This window comes from Klebsiella sp. CSG-1 (assembly GCF_056521145.1).
In genome coordinates this window covers 93552-115412 of the sequence record NZ_JBWNLD010000010.1, presented here as the reverse complement: position 1 = coordinate 115412, position 21861 = coordinate 93552, and the positions used below count along the sequence as shown (strand labels likewise).

The window sequence follows — 21861 nt, the reverse complement described above, 5'->3', positions numbered from 1 at the left end:
GGAAGTCCCCGCCGTATCTCTTATAGCACCAGGCCGGCAAAGCTGGCGGAAAGCAGACTGACCAGCGTGGCGCCGTAGACCAGACGCAGGCCGAAGCGGGAGACGATATTGCCCTGCTGTTCGTTCAGCCCTTTAATGGCCCCGGCGATAATGCCGATGGAGGCAAAGTTCGCGAAAGAGACCAGGAAGACCGAGAGGATGCCCAGTCCACGCGGAGTCATGCCGGCGGCAATTTTTTGCAGCTCAATCATCGCCACAAACTCATTGGCCACCAGCTTGGTTGCCATAATACTTCCGGCGTTCAACGCATCGCTGAGCGGAATACCAATCAGCCAGGCCAGCGGATAGAATACATAGCCAAGAATTTGCTGGAAGCTCAGGCCAAACAGCGTGGCAAACAGGGCATTAATGGCGCTGATCAGGGCGATAAAGCCAATCAGCATCGCCAGAATAATCATCGCTACTTTAAAGCCGGCAAGAATATATTCCCCGAGCATTTCGAAGAAGCTTTGTGATTCGTGGAGCTTCTCCAGCTTAATCTCTTCTTCGCTACCCGGACGCGTCGGGTTAATAATCGACAGCACAATAAAGGTGCTGAACATATTCAGGATCAGCGCCGCGACCACATATTTTGCATCGAGCATGCTCATATAGGCGCCGACGATGGAGAGCGATACCGTGGACATCGCGGTGGCTGCCATGGTGAACAGCCGACGTGAGGAGAGGTCGCCCAGCACGCCTTTGTAGGCGATAAAGTTCTCCGACTGGCCGAGAATCAGCGAGCTGACGGCGTTGAAGGATTCCAGTTTACCCATGCCGTTGACTTTGGAGAGCAGGGTGCCAATCACGCGGATGAAAACAGGCAGAATGCGCCAGTGCTGCAGAATACCGATCAGCGCCGAAATAAAGACAATCGGGCACAGCACGCCAAGGAAAATAAACGCCATCCCTTTTTCACTCATGCCGCCAAATACAAAGTTGGTGCCTTCGGCAGCAAAGCCGAGCAGCGAAGTGAAAAAACCAGAGATATTTTTAACTATCCACAGACCGCTTTCGGCATGCAGGAAAAAGAATGCCAGCGCAATTTCAATGATAATTAACTGGATAATATAGCGAACGCGGATTTTTTGTCGGTCATAGCTGGCAAGCCAGGCAAGGCCGAGGATAACCGCCAGCGCCAGCAGGAAGTGCAAGAATTGTGTCATGTTGTTCATTTCGCAGGTCAATAAGGCCGCTATTTAGCCACAGCCGGTCAACCTGGTAAATATCTGCAGCGAAAAAACCGCCGCGCCGACTGGCCGAACGCGACGCAGACAGATAGTCCCCTAAGTGATTATTTTACAGCAATTAATTTACAACTCGTCACCAAACTCTCTACATTTCACTTGTGTTTCTGATTATTGTAATGATAATCACTATCAGAAATATTTACTTATCTTTGCATCCACTGACTGCGATTCACATTGAAGGGTGTCGGCATGTTTGTTCCATTTCTCATTATGTTACGCGAAGGGCTGGAGGCGGCGCTGATTGTCAGCCTGATTGCCAGCTATCTCAAACGCACCCAGCGCGGCAGCTGGATTGGCGTCATGTGGATTGGCGTAATCCTGGCGGCGGCGCTGTGCCTGGGCCTGGGGATCTTTATCAACGAAACGACCGGCGAGTTTCCCCAGCGGGAACAGGAGCTGTTCGAAGGCATCGTGGCGCTGGTGGCGGTATGCATCCTGACCTGGATGGTGTTCTGGATGCGTAAAGTCTCGCGCAACGTGAAGCAGCAGTTGGAACAGGCGGTGGATAATGCTCTGCAGCGCGGTAATCATCACGGCTGGGCGCTGATCATGATGGTCTTTTTCGCCGTCGCGCGGGAAGGGCTGGAGTCGGTGTTCTTCCTGCTGGCGGCATTCCAGCAGGATGTCGGAATTTGGCCGCCGCTCGGGGCGATGCTGGGACTGGCTACCGCGATTGTCCTCGGCTTCCTGCTTTACTGGGGCGGGATCCGCCTTAACCTCGGCGTATTTTTCAAATGGACCAGTCTGTTCATTCTGCTGGTGGCGGCCGGGCTGGCTGCCGGGGCAATTCGCGCCTTTCATGAAGCCGGTCTGTGGAACCATTTCCAGGACGTGGCGTTTGACCTGAGCGGCGTGCTGTCGACCCACACGCTTTTCGGCACGCTGCTCGAAGGGATCTTCGGTTACCAGGAGACGCCTACCGTCAGTGAAGTGGCGGTCTACTTTATCTATTTGATTCCGGCGCTGGTGCTGTTTGCGCTGCCGCCGCGTAACAATACAGCAACCTCGCGCACCGCTCCGCTTAAGTAGGGCGCCGCAGGATTATGGTTACAACATACTTACCGAAAGGGATGATCATGATGATTCATTTTCGCCGTAATGCGCTGCAGCTTGCCGTCGCAGCGTTGTTCAGCTCTGCCTTCTACGCTCAGGCTGCGGATATCCCGCAGGTAAAAGTCACCGTTAACGACAAACAGTGTGAGCCGATGAACGTCACCGTGAAAGCGGGGAAAACGCAGTTCATTATTCAAAACCACAGTCAGAAAGCGCTGGAGTGGGAGATTCTCAAAGGCGTGATGGTCGTGGAAGAGCGCGAGAACATTGCGCCAGGCTTTACGCAAAAGCTGACGGCGAACCTGCAGCCGGGCGAATACGACATGACCTGCGGTCTGCTGACCAACCCGAAAGGCAAGCTGATCGTGACCGGCGCCGCCACCAAAGATGCGGCGAAAGCCGATGCGCTGTTAAGCCTTGGCGAGGCGATCACCGCCTATAAAGCCTACGTTACGGCGGAAACCGCACAGCTGGTTAGCGGCACGAAAGCTTTCACCGACGCGGTGAAAGCGGGCGATATTGAAAAAGCGAAAGCGCTGTATGCTCCGACGCGTCAGCACTACGAGCGCATTGAACCGATCGCAGAACTGTTCTCCGATCTGGACGGCAGTATTGATGCGCGTGAAGACGATTACGAGAAAAAAGCCGAAGACCCGAAATTCACCGGCTTCCACCGTCTGGAAAAAGCCCTGTTTGGCGACAACAGCGTCAAGGGGATGGAAAAGTATGCCGACCAGTTGAACAGCGATGTGCTTGAACTGCAAAAACGCATCAGCGAACTGGCGTTCCCGCCGTCGAAAGTGGTGGGTGGCGCGGCGGGCCTGATTGAAGAAGTCGCGGCCAGCAAAATCAGCGGCGAAGAAGATCGCTACAGCCACACCGATCTGTGGGACTTCCAGGCGAACATCGACGGCGCGCAGAAGATTGTTGACCTGCTGCGCCCGCAGCTGCAAAAAGAGAACAGCGCGCTGCTGGCGAAAGTGGATGCTAACTTCAAGAAAGTTGACGCTATCCTCAGCAAATACCGCACTAAAGACGGCTTCGAAACGTATGACAAGCTGACGGATGCGGATCGTAATGCGTTAAAAGGGCCGATCACCACGCTGGCGGAAGATCTGTCTCAGCTGCGCGGGATCCTTGGGCTGGACTAAGTCGATGGCAGAACAGAAGCAATCTGACGTGAATGAGCCTTCACGTCGTCGATTATTAAAAGGGATCGGCGCGCTTGGCGGCGCGCTGGCTATTACCGGCGGCTGTCCGGTGGCACACGCGGCGAAGAGCAACAGCTCTCCGGGTGTGCTGTCGCCGGACGCGCGGGCCGAGGCGCAGCCTTTTTACGGGCAGCACCAGGCCGGCGTGCTGACGCCGCAGCAGGCATCGATGATGCTGGTGGCCTTTGATGTGCTGGCCAGCGATAAAGCGGACCTGGAGCGTCTGTTTCGTCTGCTGACTCAGCGCATTGCCTTTCTGACCAAAGGGGGGCCGGCGCCGGACACGCCCAATCCGCGCCTGCCGCCGATGGATTCGGGGATCCTCGGAGCGTGGATCTCCCCGGATAACCTGACCGTCACCGTGTCGGTTGGCCATTCGCTGTTTGATGAGCGCTATGGATTAGCGGACCAGGCGCCGAAAAAGCTGCAAAAAATGACCCGCTTCCCCAACGATTCGCTGGATGCGGCGCTCTGCCATGGCGATCTGCTGTTGCAAATCTGTGCCAATACTCAGGATACGGTTATCCATGCGCTGCGCGATGTGATTAAACATACGCCGGATCTGCTCAGCGTCCGCTGGAAGCGTGAAGGGTTTATTTCCGATAGCGCCGCGCGGAGTAAAGGCAAAGAGACGCCGGTTAACCTGCTGGGCTTTAAAGACGGCACCGCGAACCCTGTCAGCACCGATAAGGCGCTGATGGATGAAGTGGTATGGGTGACCGCCGATCAGGGTGAGCCGGAATGGGCAACCGGCGGCAGCTATCAGGCGGCGCGAATCATCCAGTTCCACGTGGAATTCTGGGATCGCACCCCGCTGAAAGAGCAGCAGACCATTTTTGGGCGCGATAAGCACAGCGGCGCGCCGCTGGGCATGCAGCATGAGCATGACGTGCCGGATTACAGCCGGGATCCTGACGGCGATATTATTGCCCTGGACAGCCACATTCGACTGGCGAACCCGCGGACACCGCAGACGCAGTCCAGTCTGATGATGCGTCGTGGCTACAGTTATTCGCTGGGCGTAACCAACTCCGGGCAGCTGGATATGGGACTGCTGTTCGTCTGCTATCAGCATGATCTGGAGAAGGGATTCCTGACGGTGCAAAAACGCCTTAACGGCGAAGCGCTGGAGGAGTACGTCAAACCTATCGGCGGTGGCTACTTCTTTGTGTTACCGGGCGTTATCGACAGCCAGCACTTCCTGGCGCAATCCCTGCTTGAAGCCTGACGCACCTGCCCGTAAGGGCAGGGCGTTTCTGCTGTTTTTCCATTCTTTTTTTGTATTTCCTGCCTTGTGTTATTTTTCTGTAATCTAAATGACGGAAACTCGCTCCAGCTGTACAGGGAAATATTTGTTGCGTCTATGTAAAAAATAAGTTGCATTAAGAATAATTTTTGATGTACTTATTACAGACGCGGTAGTTCCCGGCAGTGATGTCGTTTCACTATGGAGATCGCGAATGGTAGGGTCCTGTACCGGACAACGCAAAACAACACACCGTACTCTTCAGCACGGAGGGAAAACCTCCGGCAGCGATTTCGTCAGCGTAAATTCACCTCTTTCCACCCCCACAGAACATCCGAACCCTGACCGGGTACGCGGTGCGCGTAGCCGTGACTCGTTGTCAATTCAACCGGCAAGCAATGGCTTAAAAGGAAGCCAAACCTCAATCGTTTGTGCGCATAATCGCGTCGATGCTGACGCGTGTGATGTAAACCAACAACGCAAGGTGCTATCCATGGGAAGACAAAAAGCAGTGATCAAAGCTCGTCGTGAGGCAAAACGTGTGCTGAGACGCGATTCGCGCAGCCATAAGCAACGCGAAGAAGAATCGGTCACATCGCTTGTGCAAATGAGTGGCGTAGAAGCAATTGGCATGGCGCGGGACAGCCGTGATACTTCCCCAATTGAAGCGCGCAATGACGCTCAGGCGCATTATTTGAATGCCATCGACAATAAACAGCTGATTTTTGCAACGGGCGAAGCCGGGTGCGGTAAAACCTGGATTAGCGCAGCAAAAGCCGCCGAAGCCCTGATTCACAAAGATGTGGACAGGATTATTGTTACCCGTCCCGTTCTGCAGGCCGATGAAGATCTCGGCTTCTTACCGGGAGATATCGCCGAGAAGTTTGCTCCCTATTTCCGACCGGTGTACGACGTACTGGTGAAGAGGCTGGGCGCTTCCTTTATGCAATACTGCCTGCGACCGGAAATTGGCAAGGTGGAAATCGCGCCGTTCGCCTATATGCGCGGACGTACATTTGAAAATGCCGTGGTGATTCTGGACGAGGCCCAGAACGTGACGGCTGCGCAAATGAAAATGTTTTTAACCCGCCTCGGGGAAAACGTGACGGTCATCGTGAACGGCGACATTACCCAGTGTGATTTACCCTCTGGCGTGAAGTCCGGGCTGGTCGATGCGCTGGCGCGTTTTGAGGAAGACGAGATGATCGGCATTGTGCGTTTTACCGCCGATGATTGCGTCCGTTCGATGCTCTGCCAGCGAACGCTGAAAGCCTACTACTGATCGCTATCTTGTGTGCAAAGCCCGGGGAAACCCGGGCTTTGTTATTTTGATGCGGCGACGACGGAAGCGCTAACCCCGTTAGCCTATCGCGCCCAGCGCATCTTCGCTGCCCTGCGTTTTCGGCAGTAAGAACAGGGTGGCGAAAATATCCAGCAGGTACAGAAGGGCCAGCAGCGTGATGGCAGCGGTGAACGACCAGTGGCTGACGCACAGACCAATCACCAGCGGCCCAAAACCACCGACGCCGCGACCAAGGTTAAACAGCACGTTCTGCGCCGTAGCGCGGACCTGTAGCGGGTAGGTATCAGAAATAAGCGCCCCGTAGCCGCCAATCATGCCGTTGACAAACATTCCCATTACCGCCCCGGTAAACAGCATCAGGGTCGGGTCCCGCAGCTGGGCATAGATAATGACCATCACGACGGCCCCAACCTGGTAAATCAGAAAGATCTTCCAGCGGGCGAAACGGTCCGCCAGCACGCCGAACAGCCAGATGCCGAAGGTCATCCCCACGACGGTGACCGCGGTCCAGAGTCCTGATTTGGTGAGCGAAAAACCAAAACTGGAGGAGAGATAGCTGGGCATCCAAATCATCAGGCCGTAGTAGCCAAAATTCTGTACCGAGCAGAGGATGAGGATCCCGATACTGGCCTTCGAGGTGGCGCGGTCAGCAAACAGCATCCGGAGACGGGTCGTGAAGGAGACCTGTTGGGTGACTGCGATATCTTTGGTAAACGCGTCGGGCTCCCCCATGCCGCGGCGAATGGCAAATGAGACCAGGGCGGGCAGCAGCCCAACGAGGAACATTCCGCGCCAGCCGATGATATCCAGCAGGAGAGGGGTGATAAAGGCGGCAAGCAGCACGCCAAGCTGCCAGCCGATACCGACCCATGCCGAGGCGCGATTGCGTTTGCTGGCGGGCCAGACTTCAGCAATCAGCGCCATGCCAATACCGAATTCGCCGCCTAGCCCCATACCTGCAAGAGTTCGATAGGCCAACAGATCCCAATAACCCTGCGCAACCGCACAGAGGCCGGTAAAGACCGAGAACATCAGGATCGTGAAGGTCAGGACGCGAATACGGCCCAGGCGGTCGCTGAGATGACCGAAAAAAATCCCGCCCAGTACCGCGCCAATCAGCGTCCAGGTCACGAGGGAACCGGCCTGAGAAGTGCTGAGCGCCAGCGAAACGCTGATCGCAGGCAGCATGAAACCGAGGATCAGCAGGTCAAAGCCATCCATTGCGTAGCCGCTGATCGCCGCGACCATCGCTTTCGCCGGCGTGACGCCGCGTTTGTTAAGTGGAGAAGAGAACGTCATGTCCAGACCTTAGAGTGAAAATTGTGCGCCAAGTATAAGTTTGTCGGCGGCCGCAATCTACAGGCAAAGCGGGGTAAAAGGGTCCGGGCAAGGCAAGAATGCCGACCGCAGGAAAAGGCATGCGCGCTGCCGTCGGTCAGGGCGATGCGGTAGGCGGAAAAAACGTGGCTGCGTATGGACTTGCTGCAGACGATGAGGTGGTACGCGCATCCACCTTGTTTGTGCCTTAAGTCTGGCCCCCCCTGAAGGGGCCGGGTGTTATTTTAGCCCCTCCCATAGTCCTTCAACGATCGCGGCAGCCATTGAGGAACTGTGGCCGGTATGTTCCACGCAATATGACTGCGCGGTATCGAGGTCTTTGCGAACATGGTGGCTTTTGGCAAATGCCTGGCTTGATACCGATGAACCGCCCGTGTAGATCTCAAGGCTGGCAACGCTTTCTGCATGACGCGTCACGTCAAAACGATTTACGCCGACTTCATTGTTGAGTTTTCCGTACTCCAGAAGGTATCCCTGAGAAAAAAGCTTATCCTGCATGCAAGAGTATATCGCTCTGGGTTTTGCTGAATCCTTGTAAAAGTAGCTTTGGGTGACCTCAGTATCCTTGCCGTACGGCTGAAGCGATGCGCAGCCGGCAATCAAGAAGGGGACCACAAGAACAGTTCTTTTCCGCATAAAGGTTATTCCTTTTAAGGATACGTATCATTGCGCCATCGGTCATAAGAACAGATATTCCTGCTATGCTGCGCTCCGCTATTTGACATCCTCTTTAAGGAGTAAATATATCAACACTGAGGTGGGGCAATGATTCAGATTTTAATTCTAATATTAACGAAGTCGGGTAAACCTGAGATAAACAAACTTAAGATAAAACTTTCCGTATCTGATGGGCTAAAGCAGAACTGCGTTGCAACCGCTGCATACATATAATTAACACTCCAGACATTGGTATTAACAAAAGGGGGGTTGGTGTTGATTCAATTAGCAGGGTAGAAGTGGCAATGGCAATGCAGGAAAAATACTGTACTCGCGCCACCACTTTGCTTCGCGAAAAGCTGAATAAGGGACGGTCATCCACTCGACTGTTTGAGGACCAAATCTGCTATATCGTGAAAAAATAGTACAGGTTCTACTAACACGCTTTTTAACTATACGGCGACCGCGCGTGACAAACCCCTACAATCGACTTCGTTGTCGTCATGATATTGCATGATCCTGTCCCCGCATTATGGGTCTGACTTTTTCTGCCAGGCGCGCTTCATTCACACTGAGATTTGGCTTGATTTGAAACTTAAACGGAATTCAAACACCAGCAAATTAGTTTGTTTTATAAATATTACAACTATTATAATTAACTTACGAAATCATTGCGGTGGTGCTGTATTTCTGAAGTGAAGATCATTGAATTATATACAAATTAAATTTCATCATGTTACATGTGTGCTAATAAAAAGATCCGCGGGATACTTTTCAATAGGAATAAACTATCAAAATGTTGATTTTGATAGTTTATGTGATTTTGTGATTTTTATTAGATGGTTTAATTTCTGTCGCATATGAAATGCACATGATTGTCATCTGGCTTTATTTATAAACAGGGGGACGGGAAAGATATTTCTGACAATAACTTTATTTAACTTTACATTGGTTAGTCCGCTAAGAATTGGGGAATATTCCTATGCCGGCGCTGGCAATTTTCTGTAGCGGAGAGGTTTTTTTCTAAAATTCAGCGTGCATCATGTCTGAGACGCTCTAGCAGATAGGGCCTGATTGCTTATTCGTCACTAAAGGGGAGGTTGCCATTTTATTTAAAGTCGCTAATGATTGTTTATTGATTCAAATCAAGTCATTTTTATAATGAATCGCATAAACAAAGAGTTATTTTTTTGTTGCTCATTATTTATTAAGATTTTTCCTCAAAAAAACAATGATGAAAACTTCATATTTAATCATTGGCCTGGAATACAGTGGCGCTTACAGGCTGAAAAATGATTTGTTTTATCTATCAAAACCCATGTTGATTTGAGTTAAAAACTGTTAGGAAAAATTTGGGTGGTATGATTTAAATAAAGGTGTAAGAAAACAATACTAAACAATTTTGAATGTGTCTGTTTGACACGTTGATTTCGTGTGCGTTGAATAAACAGAGAGAAAATGCGATATCATATTGTATCAGATAATTTATATTTTCTCCTGGGGGTCAGAGGACTATTTAACCGGAAGGGGTTGTTTGCATTTATATATTACAGCTGTGAGCAGTCTACGCTGGAGTTGATGCGTGATATCAATGGTCATCTGAAACCTGGTGATGTGCTGGTTTGTGCACTCAATGATATTATTCTTAGGCAGAATGTACTGAAGTTATCATGCGTATTGTTTGGGCGAATATTATTTATGCCTTTTTTTACAGTATCTGAAAAAACGACGGGTTCATTACCCTGGGTCCTGAATAGTACTGTAACAGAAGATGCTTTCTTTATTCTCCTGAAGAAAATGGAAACCGCTACATACTCTAAAAGAAATATCACCGATAAACATATGGAAACAATAGGGTTTCTGACGTCCGGTAAAACAATTAATGAACTGGTCATGGCGACGGGCTGGACCGCGAAAAAACTCTATTACCAGCGAACGGCATTGCTGAAGAGGTGCGGTCTTACCGGAACCACGGATCATGAAGTTCTTCTCTGCAGAGACATATTGACCTTATTAAGGAGGCATAACGTAACGAAAGCTGAAGTACCGCCATCTCAACATCATCTGTCAAAAGGTGAATATTATTCATAGTTAAGTAGTAAAGGGACCTGTATGAAAAGAAATACTTTATATAAAGCCTTAATTTCCGCTTTCGTGATTGTGGGGGGCTTGTCAGCCAATGCAAACGCTGCCGACGGTACCATCAACTTTCAGGGAACAGTAACATCGAGCGCCTGTACCACCATTGTTGGGGCGGCTCCGGCTGGAGGGACTGCCGGGAGTACCACAACCGTTAACCTTCCTCCGGTATCTGCCGACACGCTGAACGCCCTGGCCGGTACCTATGCCGGACATACCGCATTCACCATTCAGCTGACCGGATGTCAGGCTGCCGGTTCGTTGAACAGCGTGCGCGCAACGTTTTCTACCGCTTCTCCGGCTGCCGGAGACAATACGGTAATGGGCAATACCGCCCCTTCCGGTGCGGCCGACGTGGCAGTTGCGATTCTGACCGCGCAAAGTGCACCGGTTCATCTGAACGGTGGCACATTGCTCGATCCCGGTGCCGCGCTCCCTACCGCGGCGGCCGGTCCGGTCACTCTTAATTATCTGGCGGCATACAAATCCCTCAGCACAGCCGTCACCCCCGGTCCTGTCACTGGCATTGCCGACTACGTGATTTCCTATTTCTGATAATACGGAATAACTGTTGTATTTGTGATTAAAGCCGGGTCGACCGGCTTTTCTGGGTAACGACAGTATCTGGTTTCTACCGCGCTATACCGGGGAATATCATTATATGTATCGTTTTTTACTGCGCTGTATTCACACGGAAGAACCACGGAGTCAGGTATCCCGGATATCGATGATTCTCCCGGTGCTTCTCAGTAGTGTCAGCGTCAGTGTTTTTGCCGGAAACGATTTTGAGGAAGCGTTTTTGCGGCGCGATAAAAACGGTGTATCTCAGGATGTTTTTATGTACCAGGATCCTGTTATGCCCGGGAGGAGACTGACTGATATCGTTATTAACGATCGGTTACGGGAAAAGACCGAAATTGACTTCGTCAGCAATGGCAATAACAAGGTTATCCCCTGTCTTTCATACCGCCAGCTGAAAGCCTCAGGCATCAGGGTTAGCCACTATTCTGGCTGGGAAACCCGCGAAGGGGAAGCGGCTGGTTCGTCTGACGCGGAAACCTCCGTGCCTTCCCGCTGTGAAGATCTCGCGCTGCGAATACCTGCTGCTTTTGTTCAGTATGACCACACCCACCAGGTGCTGAACATTACCGTACCGCAGGAGGCCATGGACAACGAGCGCTTCACCATGATCTCGCCAGCTGAATGGGATCACGGCACTCCCAGTCTGCGCTCATCCTACAGCGGCTATTTTTACTCGTCACGGCTGAAGGGGGCATCCGGGCCGGGCTGGAAGGTAGATGATAGTACCACCGAGAGTGCCTGGCTTAGCCTGAATACCACGGGAAATGCCGGCCCATGGCGTCTCTACAGTATTGATTCGTTTTATCGTAATGACCGGCATCAGTGGAAATCCAATCATGACAGAGCCTATCTGGCACGTGATATTGCGTTACTGCGCAGCAGCCTGCAGGTAGGTGAAATCTACACCCGAACCTCAGGCACAATGACCGGAGCCATCCCTCTGCGGGGGATCTCGTTGGCAACCAGTGAACGCATGTCGCTCGATAACCAGTACAGCTATGCACCGGTTATCCGGGGAGTGGCGCGCACTAACGCCAGATTGACTGTGCGCCAGCGTGATGCGGTGATTTACAGCACGTTGTTGACCCCTGGCGCATTCGCAATTGATGATCTGTATACCGCTCAGGTGGGGGCCGATCTTGACGTTATGGTGGAGGAATCGGACGGGCAAATTCAGTCCTTCCGGGTTCCCTATACGGCCCTGCCGGGCATGATTCGTGCCGGCGCGATACGCTACAGTCTGGCCGCCGGTACCTGGCGCGGTCCGGACGGTGGGACATCCGAACCTGCGCTGTTATCCGGCACTCTGGAATACGGTTTTGAACATTTCACCCTGAATAGTGCATCTGTGATGACTGAAAATTATCAGATGTTCTCCTCGGGAGCGGCATGGAATATCGGTGCAATCGGGGCTTTCTCTGCCGACCTGGCGTATGCCCGCCACAGCGAAACCTGGAGAGATAACCGCCAGCGCGAAGGTACGGCAGCCAGGCTGCTTTATGCTCGTCAGTTTGATGTCACCGGGACATCATTGCAACTGCTGGGCTACCAGTATCAGTCCGAGTCCTTTCTTGATGCCGGGGAATTTCTTGCACGTCAGAGCCAGAGCTGGATTGACGGGTATGCTCCGGATACGACGACCTGGCAGAGGCGCCGGCGTAACCGGATGGAGATGACCGTCAGCCAGAATATGAACTCTGTCGGCAATCTGTATATGACCATCAGTCAGGAAAGCTTTTACGGCACGGGGGATAAAAACAGCTCGCTGAGTGCCGGAGCGGGTACCACCGTCGGTTCGGCCAGCGTATCCCTGGCTCTGACGCACAATCGTTACCAACGTCTCAGCGATAATCAACTCACTCTTTCCCTCAGTCTGCCGTTGTCAGTATGGCTCCCCGCCAGGCAGGATGCTGGTTTTCTGAGCTATGGTCTCAGCCGCAACAAAAACAACCAGTACGGCCAGTCTCTGGGGTATGCGGGCAACAGCGCTGGCAACGACTTCAGTTATTCGGCCAGTCTCCAGCGGGATACTCAGGGGGAATACAGTCAGTCAGGATCTCTGGGCTGGAATAGCAGCAGGGCAAATATCACCACAGGAATGAGCCACGCGAGGGATTATCGCCAGTACTCCGCCGGGATGTCCGGCGGTGTGACGCTGTACCGCGGAGGGGTCATTATGTCGCCGCCATTGGGTAACACCGTGGCGATTGTTGAAACCCCTGGCGCGGAAAATATCAGGGTTTCCGGTATCAATAATGCCCGGACCGATTCATCTGGCCGGGCGGTGGTGACCTGGCTGACGCCTTATCGCTATAACCAGATTAACCTGGACGCCGGGGAGTCTGATGGTGCTGAGTTGCAGGAGTCGTCCCGCAAAATCGTCCCTACAGAAGGTGCCGCCGTGCTGCTCCGGTTTGCCACCCGGTCGGGTAGAAGAGCGCTGGTGGAAATTTACAGCCGAAAAAGTATTCCGCTGGGTGCGCTGGCGTACACCGAAAGTGCTCCCGGTGTTAATGAGACCGAGGAGGCCGGTATCGTGGGTCAGAAAGGACTTGTCTGGCTGACCGGGCTGGATACCCACAGGGCGCAGGTACTGAATGTTATCTGGGGCCAGCGGCCTGAAGAACGATGCCAGATTGCGCTTTCCGCACCCACTGAAGAGCAGCTTAAACCCGATAACTGGCATAAAAAAATCAGAGCGGAGTGTCTCTGATTCTTCACCATGAAACTGCATAAAAAGAGTAACGTAATGAAATTGCTGAAATTATATATCACCGGGCTTCTGACGGTCATTTTCCTCGCCGGTACGGCGACAGCCGGCGTCAGGCCGCAACTGACACGCATTGTTGCCTATGCACAGGACAGAGAAACTCCGGTAGACGTGATAAACGACAGCCAGGAGACTTATATGGTGCAGGCCTGGTTGGAAGATCTTCGGGGGAATGACAATGATCTTCCGCTGGTGCTGACTCCACCGGTGATGAAGCTTGAGGCTAAAAAACAGGGGAAATTCCGACTCGTGGTTCTGAGGGGAGGGATTGCGAAGGACAGAGAGTCCGCATACTGGCTATCGCTGCAGGAAATACCGCCAAAAGCCGGCAGTGCAAATAAGCTGGTGATTGCCGTACGCAGCAGACTTAAAGTTTTTGTCCGTCCTGACGGACTTAACTCTGCCGGTGCCCGCGATGCGGTAAAGCAAATTCGCTGGAGTCTTGAGAAAGACGGTAATGCCGTCTGGCTGAAAGCAAGCAATCCCACGCCTTATTTTGTCAGCTTTGCCCGCCTGAGTGTGGGGGCCGGCAAGGGGATTACGTTGGAGGATCGTCATCGTATGCCTCCGCCGTTTGGTAGCGAACGTTACCGTCTGCCTGCTTCAGTTAACCATACCAGTGTGACCGTGACCTGGAGTGGGATCCATGACTGGGGCGGTGCGGGTGAAGAATACCGGGCGGAGCTAATACCATGAAGAGGGCGGCAGGCACATGTATCGTACTCATCAGAATAAGGGGTCTGTCCCTTTTTCTGATGGCTGTCGTGCTTATGTTTACTACAACAGTAACGAGGGCAACGACGTATACCATCAGTTACGTCTGGTCATCCGCCAGCGACCCTAATGTGAATAAACTGGCAGGACAATGTTCTTACACCTATCCGGATAATCAGCCTTTTTCTGTTCCCCGTTCCGTTGTTGCCGATAACTCGGTACCGGCAGGAACGATTCTTGCTTCGTGGAGTTACGCTGACTTAAATGTCCCTCTGTCGGTGAGTTGTAGCGGGAGCGGTATTGAAGGTACGACCCCGCTCGTCTCTTCTTCATATGGCGGGATTATTGCCAATTCAAGCAGCCTCACCGTTATGGGATATAATATTGCGGGGTCATTAGTGGATTCAGGGATCCTGAACACCACCGTCCCCGGTATCGGTATTCGGTTTTATGTACAGTCAGATACGCCGGACCTCGGGAACGGGATTGATACGCCTGCCTATATTCGTCTGGCCGGGTTTGGTGACTCTTCCGGTTCAGCTGTATTTGCCGCAAGTGGTGTGGAGTATCCGTATGCTGGCCCTACCGTAGGGCAGGCGGCTCTGGCCATGAGTATGCTGCGGTCGCGTACAGAAAATGGAACGACCCTCTGGTATATTCCAACACGGAGTTTATCGATTTCCCTGCGGGCTGAACTGATTAAAACCGGTTATGTAGAGAATTATGGTCCAGTCTCCTTCAGTCATCTGTTTAACTCGTGGATAACGCCATCTCCATCGGGTTCGGCGAGTGTTGTCCTGCCTCCTTCCATTCATTTTCTGACGGGGACGGGGGTGACGCTGGTCCGGCCGACCTGCAAACTGAGCTCACAGCGTCCAACGGATTATTCGGTCAACATGGGAACGTGGGATGCCAACACCATTTCCCGGGAGGGAGCCCCTGCCTTCGGGCCTGATGTTCCGGTTCCGGTGGAACTGGAGTGTAATGGGATGGCGGAGAATATCCGAATGCGATTTGAAGATGCGGGAGCGTCGCCTCTTCCGGTGAGTAACATCGGTCTTTACGATGCCGCCGGTGGACATAAAATTGATGGGCTGGAAATTGAGCTGCGGTACAACGGTAACCATATTGATGTCAACGGGTCGGCCGTCAATATTGGGAGTTATGGTTCGGGGGCCACGTCTGTGGGAGGGGATAAAATATTTGCTGTGCCATCGACAAGTTTTGTGCCGATAACCTTCCAGGCACGCTATATCCAGCGAGCAATGATCACGAGATCTGCCGTCAATTATACCGGGCCAGTCAGCGGCACCGTTAATCTGTTTATGGTTTATGACTGATGATGCTTTCAACGGGGATCTGCTGCGGGGAAGAGAGGCCTGCTCGCAGCGCGATCCCTGAAACTCGCAGGACTGCGCCAGCTGTCGCCCCCCGGTCGGGGATTCTCATCCCCCCGCAGGCGTGCAACATGCAAAAAAAAGCCCGCATTTTCATGCGAGCTCTTCTTTAAATATGGCGGTGAGGGGGGATTGACTCGCTTTGCTCGCCCTGCGGGCAGCCTGTTCGCTACGCTCTCAGTCTGTCCAGCTGGCTGTCGCCAGCTGTCGAACCCCGGTCGGGGATTCTCATCCCCCCGCAGGCATGCAACATGCAAAAAAAAGCCCGCATTTTCATGCGAGCTCTTCTTAAAATATGGCGGTGAGGGGGGGATTCGAACCCCCGATACGTTGCCGTATACACACTTTCCAGGCGTGCTCCTTCAGCCACTCGGACACCTCACCATATTGTTTTGCTGCTCACCCTGGGTGGGCAACGGGGCGCTACTATAGGGAGTTGCGCTAAAACGGTCAAGCAGTATTTATTCTTTCTTTACCGTTCGGTCAAGCAATGAACACTACGCCAGCCGAAAACCGTCAGGGCAGCAGTTTTAACGCTGAGAATCAAGCTGTTCGCTATTCTTCAGGACATCCTGAGCTTTACTGTAGCTTTCGATCAGCAGCTGGTAGGCCGGGAAGATTTTGGTATACACCTCCGCCCACTCCGCAGCATCCGGACGGTTCCAGCTGCGCTGCAGCTCGGAAGCCACCGCCGCGGTATCCATCGGCACGACGCCAGCTTGTACCACGCGTGCCAGAGTGATCTCCTGCGCCATCTTGCTGTAGGTGCCGGACGCATCTATGACGGCGAAAACCCGATAGCCGTCGGCAACTGCGGCGATAGAGGGAAACGCCATGCAGACGCTGGTAATGGTGCCGGCAATAATCAACGTCTTGCGTCCGGTAGCTTTCACGACGGCAACGAAATCCGGATTATCCCAGGCGTTGATTTCGCCTTTACGCGCAATGTATTGCGCGTGAGGCGCATTTTCGTGGATTTCCGGGATCAGCGGCCCGTTCGGCCCCTGCGGTACCGAGGCCGTCGTGATCACCGGGAGCCCTGCCAGAGAGGCCATTTTTGCCAACGCGGCGGCGCGAGCGCGCAGTTCAGGCATTGGCATATCGCCCACGGTCTGGAACAGGCCGCTTTGATGGTCAATCAATAACATGGCAGTATCGTTCACATCAATCATTGGACGAGAGTCGTTAAAGTTTGCTGGAGCAGACATCTTATTTACCTCTGTAGTTTCAGATTTGGCCAAAGCGGCCGCTGTTGTAATCCCGCACGGCTTCTGCGATCTGGGCTTTTGTGTTCATCACAAACGGGCCGTAGCCTACGATGGGTTCCTGTAACGGCTCACCAGCCAGCAGCAGTACCCTGGCGTTAGCCGTAGCGTGGAGATGAATCGCTTCTCCTTTCTGACTTAACACCACCAGCTGGCCTTCACGGGCATTGTCACTGCCGTTGACGTTGACTTCTCCTTCGAAAACCACCAGCGCGCTGCTCCAGCCATCAGGTTGCGTGAACGTCACGTCGTGGCCCTGATTTAACTGCATATCCCAGACGTTCAACGGCGAGAAGGTATGCGCAGGTCCGGCAATATCACCGTAACTGCCGGCGATCACCCGCAGAGTACCGGCGCCATCCGGTAGGGCGGCATCAGGAATGACATCCGCCGTAATGCTCTGATAGCCAGGATGGGTCATCTTGTCCTTGGCTGGCAGATTGACCCACAGCTGGATCATTTTCAGCTCCCCGCCGGTGCGGGTAAATTCCGCCGAATGGAACTCTTCATGCAGAATGCCGGCACCTGCGGTCATCCACTGCACATCGCCTGGGCCAATGATGCCGCCTTTGCCCGTTGAGTCACGGTGTTCAACTTCACCGGAATAGACGAGGGTCACGGTTTCAAATCCGCGATGCGGATGTTCACCGACCCCGCGCTTACCGCTTCCCGCCGGGAAATAGTGTGGACCGGCATAGTCCAGTAGCAGGAAAGGACTCAGCTGTTCGCCCTGTGTCTGGTAAGAAAATAGCGAGCGAACCGGGAAACCGTCGCCCACCCAGTGCTGTGCGGGGGAGGTATAGACACCTGTAATCTGTTTCATTGTGCTCTCCTGTGTGTCTGTTTCTGATGTCAATAAGCTTATATGTGCGACCTATAAGCCGGTAGATAGTAAAAATGACCTATACTGTTCTAAAAATGGAACAGTGGGGGAAGGATGCAGGATCTCAACGATTTAGCCTGGTTTGTGCAGGTGGTGGATCATGAAGGATTCGCTGCTGCAGGCAGGGCGCTCGATCAGCCCAAATCAAAGTTAAGCCGCCGGATAGCGCAGCTGGAAGAACGGCTTGGCGTGCGCTTAATTCATCGTACGACCCGACAGTTCGTGGTGACTGAAGTCGGACAGACGTTCTACCAGCACTGCAAGGCGATGTTGATAGAGGCTGAAGCGGCGCAACAGGCAGTGGAAACGCTGCGTTCGGAACCGCGCGGTAGCGTGAAGCTCACCTGCCCGGTGACCTTATTACATGCGCATATCGGACCAATGCTGGCGCGGTTTATGCTGCGTTACCCTGGGGTGAATGTGTTGCTGGAAGCAACGAACCGGCGGGTTGATGTTGTTGGAGAAGGGGTCGATGTCGCGATTCGCGTACGCCCGCGACCGTTTGATGACAGCGATCTGGTGATGCGTGTGCTGGCCGATCGCGGGCATCGGCTGGTGGCCAGCCCGTCATTGATTGCACGCATGGGGCGACCTCAGGTGCCATCAGAACTGAGCGCGTGGCCCGGGCTCAGCCTTGGGGCCGGCAGGCATCAGCATAAGTGGCAACTGACAGGACCAGGGGGGGCGCGGGCGGAAATTTACTTCACGCCGCGTATGGTGACGACGGATATGCTGGCGCTGCGCGAGGCTGCAATAGCGGGCGTCGGAGTGGTTCAGCTGCCGCTGTTAATGGTCCGCGACCAGTTGGCTGCCGGTGAGCTGGAGGTGATACTCGATGCATGGCAACCGCAGCGGGAAGTGATTCACGCGGTCTTCGCCTCTCGCCGCGGTATGCTGCCATCGGTGCGGGCACTGGTAGATTTTCTGAGTGAAGAATATCAGCGAATGGAAGAAGATTGATCTTTTGCCGGCGTGGTGTAGGCGAGACAGTTCTGTCGACTCCCGGTCGGGGCTTCGCATCCCCCCGACCTGCGCAATATACGAAAAAAGCCCGTGACCGCGTACGAGCTCTCTTAAAATATGCGCTGAGCGGGCCGCAATGTACGAATGCCTTGATGGCCTCTTTATCATGCTAACAATATGATATATAAAATTTATACGGATTGGTTGGTCTGACAAAATCAGTTGTTATCCTGTTAAAGCCAGGAATATATGACATAGTTTTCGATCCGGATGCTATCAGCGAGATCCGCGATCAATGGGGAGTTTTCAGAGATCGTCATCCTGAAATGTCTACCGCGATTCCTACCTCTGATGGGGAGGCTCGTGGGAAACAGGAAGTGTTAAATCAGACCCGGAACCCGTTTTGCCTGGCGCAATTCACGTGGTGTACTCTACTCGGCAGCCATTTTCGGCAAAAATGCGCGGAATGACTCATTTTCGGATTAAGGCTTTTCAGCGCCATGGTTCGTGGGATAGCCGTAAAATTAATCCTCGCCGTGGGTCAGTCTGCGAATTTATCCTGCTGAGTCAGGGTTCAATAACGATTCGACGAATAAGGTTACCTTCAAGGTAGAACTGCATGAGTCCGCAGCCATTAAACTTATCGCTTTTTACATTGATCTGTACAGCCTGGCCAGACAAACCATCACGCTCAATTGCATTGACCGAAATAACTTTCATTGTGGCATTTACCCCAATGTTATCGGTGGTATTCCAGTCAAGCAGACCCTTTGCTCCCTGGTAGTGATGGCCCCAGTCGGTGATCTCTGCATCTGAAGTAAATTGAGCAAGATATGCTTTTGTATCATGGTTATTCGTTGCGGTGATAAAGTTTTTCACAGGTATGGCAAGGGATTGGTTCATAGCATTATGATCCGGAAAATGAGTCCTTGTAGGGGCTCCACAGGCATTGAGAAATATGCTGAAAAGTAGAAGCAAAATACACCGGGCTGAGACATGATGAATATTTATTTTACGGTATGCGTTCATAACGGGTTATTTATCCGAGCGCCACAACGCGACTAAAACCGGCGGAAAAAATATTAACAGGAAAATCGGCAACTCTTCCAGGACGCTATAGCCAGCTCTGGTAACGCCGAGGATCATGTTAGCTGCTGCCAGACCGAACCACAGCACGGAAAACAGAATGGGAAATATGCCGGGAGCTGGTGGGTAAACCGGTAGAGATAATCGAACCAGCAGGCGACATAAGCCTGCTAACAGAAAACCAGTAGCCAAAAATAGCAAGGTTCGCATAGCCAGTACTTCCTCAGCAGAGGGGTAATCGGCCGGAGTTTCTCCGGCCCTCGGCGATATCATTCATGGCTATGGGGAGTTAATAAATCCCCTAATCCAATGCGTTGTAAAAACTCTTTGCGGATACGATCGGCTACCGCGTTAACAACGATGGCGCCATCATCTGATGGATCGACATGTACCCTGAATGGACGTGTTCTATAAGGTGTATTAACGATATCGACCATTGCCGCTGCGACCTCAGCAACATCTGCATCTTCTGGTTCGCAGGCGGCGAGGCCGCGCAACGCTTCTTCGCCAAGACCTGCGGTTGGACCGGTTTCGGTATATTCGCGTTCGCGTTCAGTATCTGCTGGCTTACCGGAATGCAGGAAGTGGTTGGTGCCTTTAGTAAATGCGCCTGGCACAATAATGGAGGTTTCGATCCCCCAGCGTGCCAGTTCCGCAGCATAACTTACCGCAACGGCGTCCATCGCCGCTTTTGCCGCGAAGTAAGGTGCCAGGTACGGCGGCGTGCCGCCGCGGGTACTGCTGCTACCGACCCACAGTAACAATCCTTGACCTTGTTTACGCAACTGCGGCAGGGCTGCGCGGTTTACTCGCTGAGTGCCCAGAACGTTGATGTCATAGAGTTGTGAGAATTGTTCCGGCAGGAACGCTTCAGTTGGCCCGTAGACCATATGTCCCGCGTTATGTACCACCACATCCAGCCGCCCGTCCTGGGCGATAATCTGCGCGATGGCGGCATCTGCGGAATCCTGTGATTGAACATCCAGTTCGACGGTACGTAAATCAACATTATGCTGCCTGGCGTATTCAAGCGTGCTTTGCACTTGCGGAGCGTTACGGCCTGCGGTATCCCGCATACTGGCGTAGACAATATGACCCGCATGGGCGAATGCACGGGCGGCCAGCGCGCCAAAGCCGCTGGAAGCACCGGTAATCAGAATGACTTGTTGCATGATGATCTCCTGATAGCGGATAGGATGTTATCCGCATCACGGTGGAATTTAAGCGAAACCGCCGTTGACACGAATGACCTGGGAGTTGATCCAGCTGCCATCCGGTCCAGCCAGCGTGGCCACTACACTGGCAATCTCTTCCGGCGTGCCAATACGTTCCAGCGGCGCCAGTTTAGCAATGGCGCTGATCTGCTCTTCGCTTTTACCGTTAAAGAACAGATCGGTCCCGGTGGGGCCTGGCGCGACGGCGTTTACGGTAATATCGCGGCCACGGAGTTCGTTCGCCAGGACATGTACCAGACCTTCAACGCCTGCTTTGGATGCGATATACGGGCCATATGCCGGGAAAGATTTTGCAATAACGCTGGTGGACAGTGCGATAATGCGCCCGCCTTCGCTAACGGACTCCGCTGCGTTAGCCAGCACCAGGAACGCGCCGCGTAGATTTGTGTGAATCACTTTGTCAAAGTCAGCGAGGCCAGCTGGCGTGATTTTCGCCATCGGCATAACACCGGCGCTATGTACCACCACATCCAGATGACCGGTTACGGCTTTGGCCTCACTGAAAAGGCGGCCGACATCCGCTTCACTGGAGACGTCAGCCTGAATGGCGACCGCTTTACCACCCTTAGTGATAATGTCCTTAACCGTTTCTTGAGCTGCATTAGCATTGCCGGCGTAGTTAACGACCACCGAAAATCCATCCTGTGCCAGGCGTTCAGCAATTGCACGACCTATACCGCGTGATGCGCCGGTCACCAGGGCTGTTTTATTCGTTACGCTCATTGTCTTC

The 21861-nt window shown here is 53.0% G+C and carries 19 protein-coding genes, 1 tRNA gene and 1 other RNA gene; 10 read left to right on the top strand and 11 right to left on the bottom strand.

Annotated elements, in window-relative coordinates; all coding sequences use genetic code 11:
- Nucleotides 1-20: 20 nt before the first annotated feature.
- Complete coding sequence (locus AC007G_RS21940; RefSeq protein WP_032688408.1) at nt 21-1205, bottom strand: NupC/NupG family nucleoside CNT transporter; 1185 nt, start codon at nt 1203-1205, stop codon at nt 21-23.
- 273 nt (nt 1206-1478) lie between these two features.
- On the opposite strand from AC007G_RS21940, the gene efeU reads away from it, so the two are divergent.
- The 4 genes from efeU to phoH all read left to right on the top strand — a co-directional run bounded on the left by efeU (nt 1479) and on the right by phoH (nt 6081).
- Nucleotides 1479-2318: an iron uptake transporter permease EfeU gene (efeU, locus tag AC007G_RS21935; protein ID WP_032688407.1), complete on the top strand. Its 840-nt coding sequence runs from the start codon at nt 1479-1481 to the stop codon at nt 2316-2318.
- 47 nt (nt 2319-2365) lie between these two features.
- On the top strand, nt 2366-3493 hold the full coding sequence (efeO, locus tag AC007G_RS21930; RefSeq protein ID WP_032688609.1) for an iron uptake system protein EfeO: 1128 nt from the start codon (nt 2366-2368) through the stop codon (nt 3491-3493).
- Nucleotides 3494-3497: 4 nt separating this feature from the next.
- Nucleotides 3498-4781, top strand: a complete 1284-nt coding sequence (gene efeB / locus AC007G_RS21925) for an iron uptake transporter deferrochelatase/peroxidase subunit (RefSeq protein ID WP_142630385.1) — start codon at nt 3498-3500, stop codon at nt 4779-4781.
- 511 nt (nt 4782-5292) lie between these two features.
- The gene (gene phoH, locus AC007G_RS21920) at nt 5293-6081 is read left to right on the top strand and encodes a phosphate starvation-inducible protein PhoH (RefSeq protein WP_032695716.1); all 789 of its coding nucleotides are present in this window, start codon (nt 5293-5295) and stop codon (nt 6079-6081) included.
- Between the two features lie 78 nt (nt 6082-6159).
- Here phoH and AC007G_RS21915 read toward each other — a convergent pair whose 3' ends face one another.
- Nucleotides 6160-7401 (bottom strand): MFS transporter, encoded by a 1242-nt coding sequence (locus tag AC007G_RS21915; protein ID WP_032688405.1) that lies wholly within the window; start codon nt 7399-7401, stop codon nt 6160-6162.
- Between the two features lie 258 nt (nt 7402-7659).
- Nucleotides 7660-8076: a hypothetical protein gene (locus AC007G_RS21910; RefSeq protein ID WP_142630383.1), complete on the bottom strand. Its 417-nt coding sequence runs from the start codon at nt 8074-8076 to the stop codon at nt 7660-7662.
- A 1599-nt stretch (nt 8077-9675) separates the two neighbouring features.
- Between AC007G_RS21910 and AC007G_RS21905 the strand changes: the two genes are divergently transcribed.
- From AC007G_RS21905 to AC007G_RS21885, 5 genes are all read left to right on the top strand, one after another.
- Entirely contained in the window at nt 9676-10188 is a 513-nt protein-coding gene (locus AC007G_RS21905) for a hypothetical protein (RefSeq protein WP_123618898.1), read from the top strand.
- A gap of 21 nt (nt 10189-10209) precedes the next feature.
- On the top strand, nt 10210-10791 hold the full coding sequence (locus tag AC007G_RS21900; RefSeq protein WP_048619527.1) for a fimbrial protein: 582 nt from the start codon (nt 10210-10212) through the stop codon (nt 10789-10791).
- A gap of 106 nt (nt 10792-10897) precedes the next feature.
- On the top strand, nt 10898-13531 hold the full coding sequence (locus tag AC007G_RS21895) for a fimbria/pilus outer membrane usher protein (protein ID WP_142630381.1): 2634 nt from the start codon (nt 10898-10900) through the stop codon (nt 13529-13531).
- A gap of 9 nt (nt 13532-13540) precedes the next feature.
- Entirely contained in the window at nt 13541-14284 is a 744-nt protein-coding gene (locus AC007G_RS21890) for a fimbrial biogenesis chaperone (protein ID WP_049267542.1), read from the top strand.
- A 149-nt stretch (nt 14285-14433) separates the two neighbouring features.
- Nucleotides 14434-15642 (top strand): fimbrial protein, encoded by a 1209-nt coding sequence (locus AC007G_RS21885; protein WP_133959394.1) that lies wholly within the window; start codon nt 14434-14436, stop codon nt 15640-15642.
- 173 nt (nt 15643-15815) lie between these two features.
- Here the strand turns inward: AC007G_RS21885 and AC007G_RS21880 are convergent.
- The 4 genes from AC007G_RS21880 to AC007G_RS21865 all read right to left on the bottom strand — a co-directional run bounded on the left by AC007G_RS21880 (nt 15816) and on the right by AC007G_RS21865 (nt 17787).
- Nucleotides 15816-15952: non-coding RNA, RtT sRNA (locus AC007G_RS21880), on the bottom strand.
- Nucleotides 15953-15995: 43 nt separating this feature from the next.
- Nucleotides 15996-16083 (bottom strand) — tRNA-Ser (locus AC007G_RS21875).
- A 146-nt stretch (nt 16084-16229) separates the two neighbouring features.
- Nucleotides 16230-16907: an isochorismatase family protein gene (locus AC007G_RS21870; protein ID WP_479466667.1), complete on the bottom strand. Its 678-nt coding sequence runs from the start codon at nt 16905-16907 to the stop codon at nt 16230-16232.
- 19 nt (nt 16908-16926) lie between these two features.
- Nucleotides 16927-17787 carry a pirin family protein gene (locus tag AC007G_RS21865; protein WP_032688399.1) on the bottom strand — a complete coding sequence of 287 codons (861 nt, stop codon included), beginning with the start codon at nt 17785-17787 and terminating at the stop codon, nt 16927-16929.
- 114 nt (nt 17788-17901) lie between these two features.
- On the opposite strand from AC007G_RS21865, the gene AC007G_RS21860 reads away from it, so the two are divergent.
- On the top strand, nt 17902-18807 hold the full coding sequence (locus AC007G_RS21860; RefSeq protein ID WP_032688398.1) for a LysR family transcriptional regulator: 906 nt from the start codon (nt 17902-17904) through the stop codon (nt 18805-18807).
- A gap of 570 nt (nt 18808-19377) precedes the next feature.
- Here the strand turns inward: AC007G_RS21860 and AC007G_RS21855 are convergent.
- The 4 genes from AC007G_RS21855 to AC007G_RS21840 form a co-directional block, all read right to left on the bottom strand.
- Complete coding sequence (locus AC007G_RS21855; RefSeq protein WP_047665504.1) at nt 19378-19713, bottom strand: nuclear transport factor 2 family protein; 336 nt, start codon at nt 19711-19713, stop codon at nt 19378-19380.
- Nucleotides 19714-19845: 132 nt separating this feature from the next.
- Nucleotides 19846-20106, bottom strand: a complete 261-nt coding sequence (locus AC007G_RS21850; protein WP_046852770.1) for a hypothetical protein — start codon at nt 20104-20106, stop codon at nt 19846-19848.
- A gap of 59 nt (nt 20107-20165) precedes the next feature.
- Nucleotides 20166-21068 (bottom strand): SDR family NAD(P)-dependent oxidoreductase, encoded by a 903-nt coding sequence (locus AC007G_RS21845; protein WP_032695721.1) that lies wholly within the window; start codon nt 21066-21068, stop codon nt 20166-20168.
- 48 nt (nt 21069-21116) lie between these two features.
- Nucleotides 21117-21854, bottom strand: coding sequence for an SDR family oxidoreductase (locus tag AC007G_RS21840; protein WP_032688394.1), 738 nt, complete (start codon nt 21852-21854; stop codon nt 21117-21119).
- Between the last annotated feature and the right edge of the window lie 7 nt (nt 21855-21861).

Coding starts and splice junctions, on each gene's coding strand:
- AC007G_RS21915 (WP_032688405.1), bottom strand. CDS start 7,401: ATGACGTTCTCTTCTCCACTTAACAAACGCGGCGTCACGCCGGCGAAA.
- efeU (WP_032688407.1), top strand. CDS start 1,479: ATGTTTGTTCCATTTCTCATTATGTTACGCGAAGGGCTGGAGGCGGCG.
- AC007G_RS21910 (WP_142630383.1), bottom strand. CDS start 8,076: ATGCGGAAAAGAACTGTTCTTGTGGTCCCCTTCTTGATTGCCGGCTGC.
- phoH (WP_032695716.1), top strand. CDS start 5,293: ATGGGAAGACAAAAAGCAGTGATCAAAGCTCGTCGTGAGGCAAAACGT.
- AC007G_RS21870 (WP_479466667.1), bottom strand. CDS start 16,907: ATGTCTGCTCCAGCAAACTTTAACGACTCTCGTCCAATGATTGATGTG.
- efeB (WP_142630385.1), top strand. CDS start 3,498: ATGGCAGAACAGAAGCAATCTGACGTGAATGAGCCTTCACGTCGTCGA.
- AC007G_RS21855 (WP_047665504.1), bottom strand. CDS start 19,713: ATGAACCAATCCCTTGCCATACCTGTGAAAAACTTTATCACCGCAACG.
- AC007G_RS21940 (WP_032688408.1), bottom strand. CDS start 1,205: ATGACACAATTCTTGCACTTCCTGCTGGCGCTGGCGGTTATCCTCGGC.
- efeO (WP_032688609.1), top strand. CDS start 2,366: ATGATGATTCATTTTCGCCGTAATGCGCTGCAGCTTGCCGTCGCAGCG.
- AC007G_RS21845 (WP_032695721.1), bottom strand. CDS start 21,068: ATGCAACAAGTCATTCTGATTACCGGTGCTTCCAGCGGCTTTGGCGCG.
- AC007G_RS21840 (WP_032688394.1), bottom strand. CDS start 21,854: ATGAGCGTAACGAATAAAACAGCCCTGGTGACCGGCGCATCACGCGGT.
- AC007G_RS21895 (WP_142630381.1), top strand. CDS start 10,898: ATGTATCGTTTTTTACTGCGCTGTATTCACACGGAAGAACCACGGAGT.
- AC007G_RS21860 (WP_032688398.1), top strand. CDS start 17,902: ATGCAGGATCTCAACGATTTAGCCTGGTTTGTGCAGGTGGTGGATCAT.
- AC007G_RS21900 (WP_048619527.1), top strand. CDS start 10,210: ATGAAAAGAAATACTTTATATAAAGCCTTAATTTCCGCTTTCGTGATT.
- AC007G_RS21890 (WP_049267542.1), top strand. CDS start 13,541: ATGAAACTGCATAAAAAGAGTAACGTAATGAAATTGCTGAAATTATAT.
- AC007G_RS21905 (WP_123618898.1), top strand. CDS start 9,676: ATGCGTGATATCAATGGTCATCTGAAACCTGGTGATGTGCTGGTTTGT.
- AC007G_RS21850 (WP_046852770.1), bottom strand. CDS start 20,106: ATGCGAACCTTGCTATTTTTGGCTACTGGTTTTCTGTTAGCAGGCTTA.
- AC007G_RS21865 (WP_032688399.1), bottom strand. CDS start 17,787: ATGAAACAGATTACAGGTGTCTATACCTCCCCCGCACAGCACTGGGTG.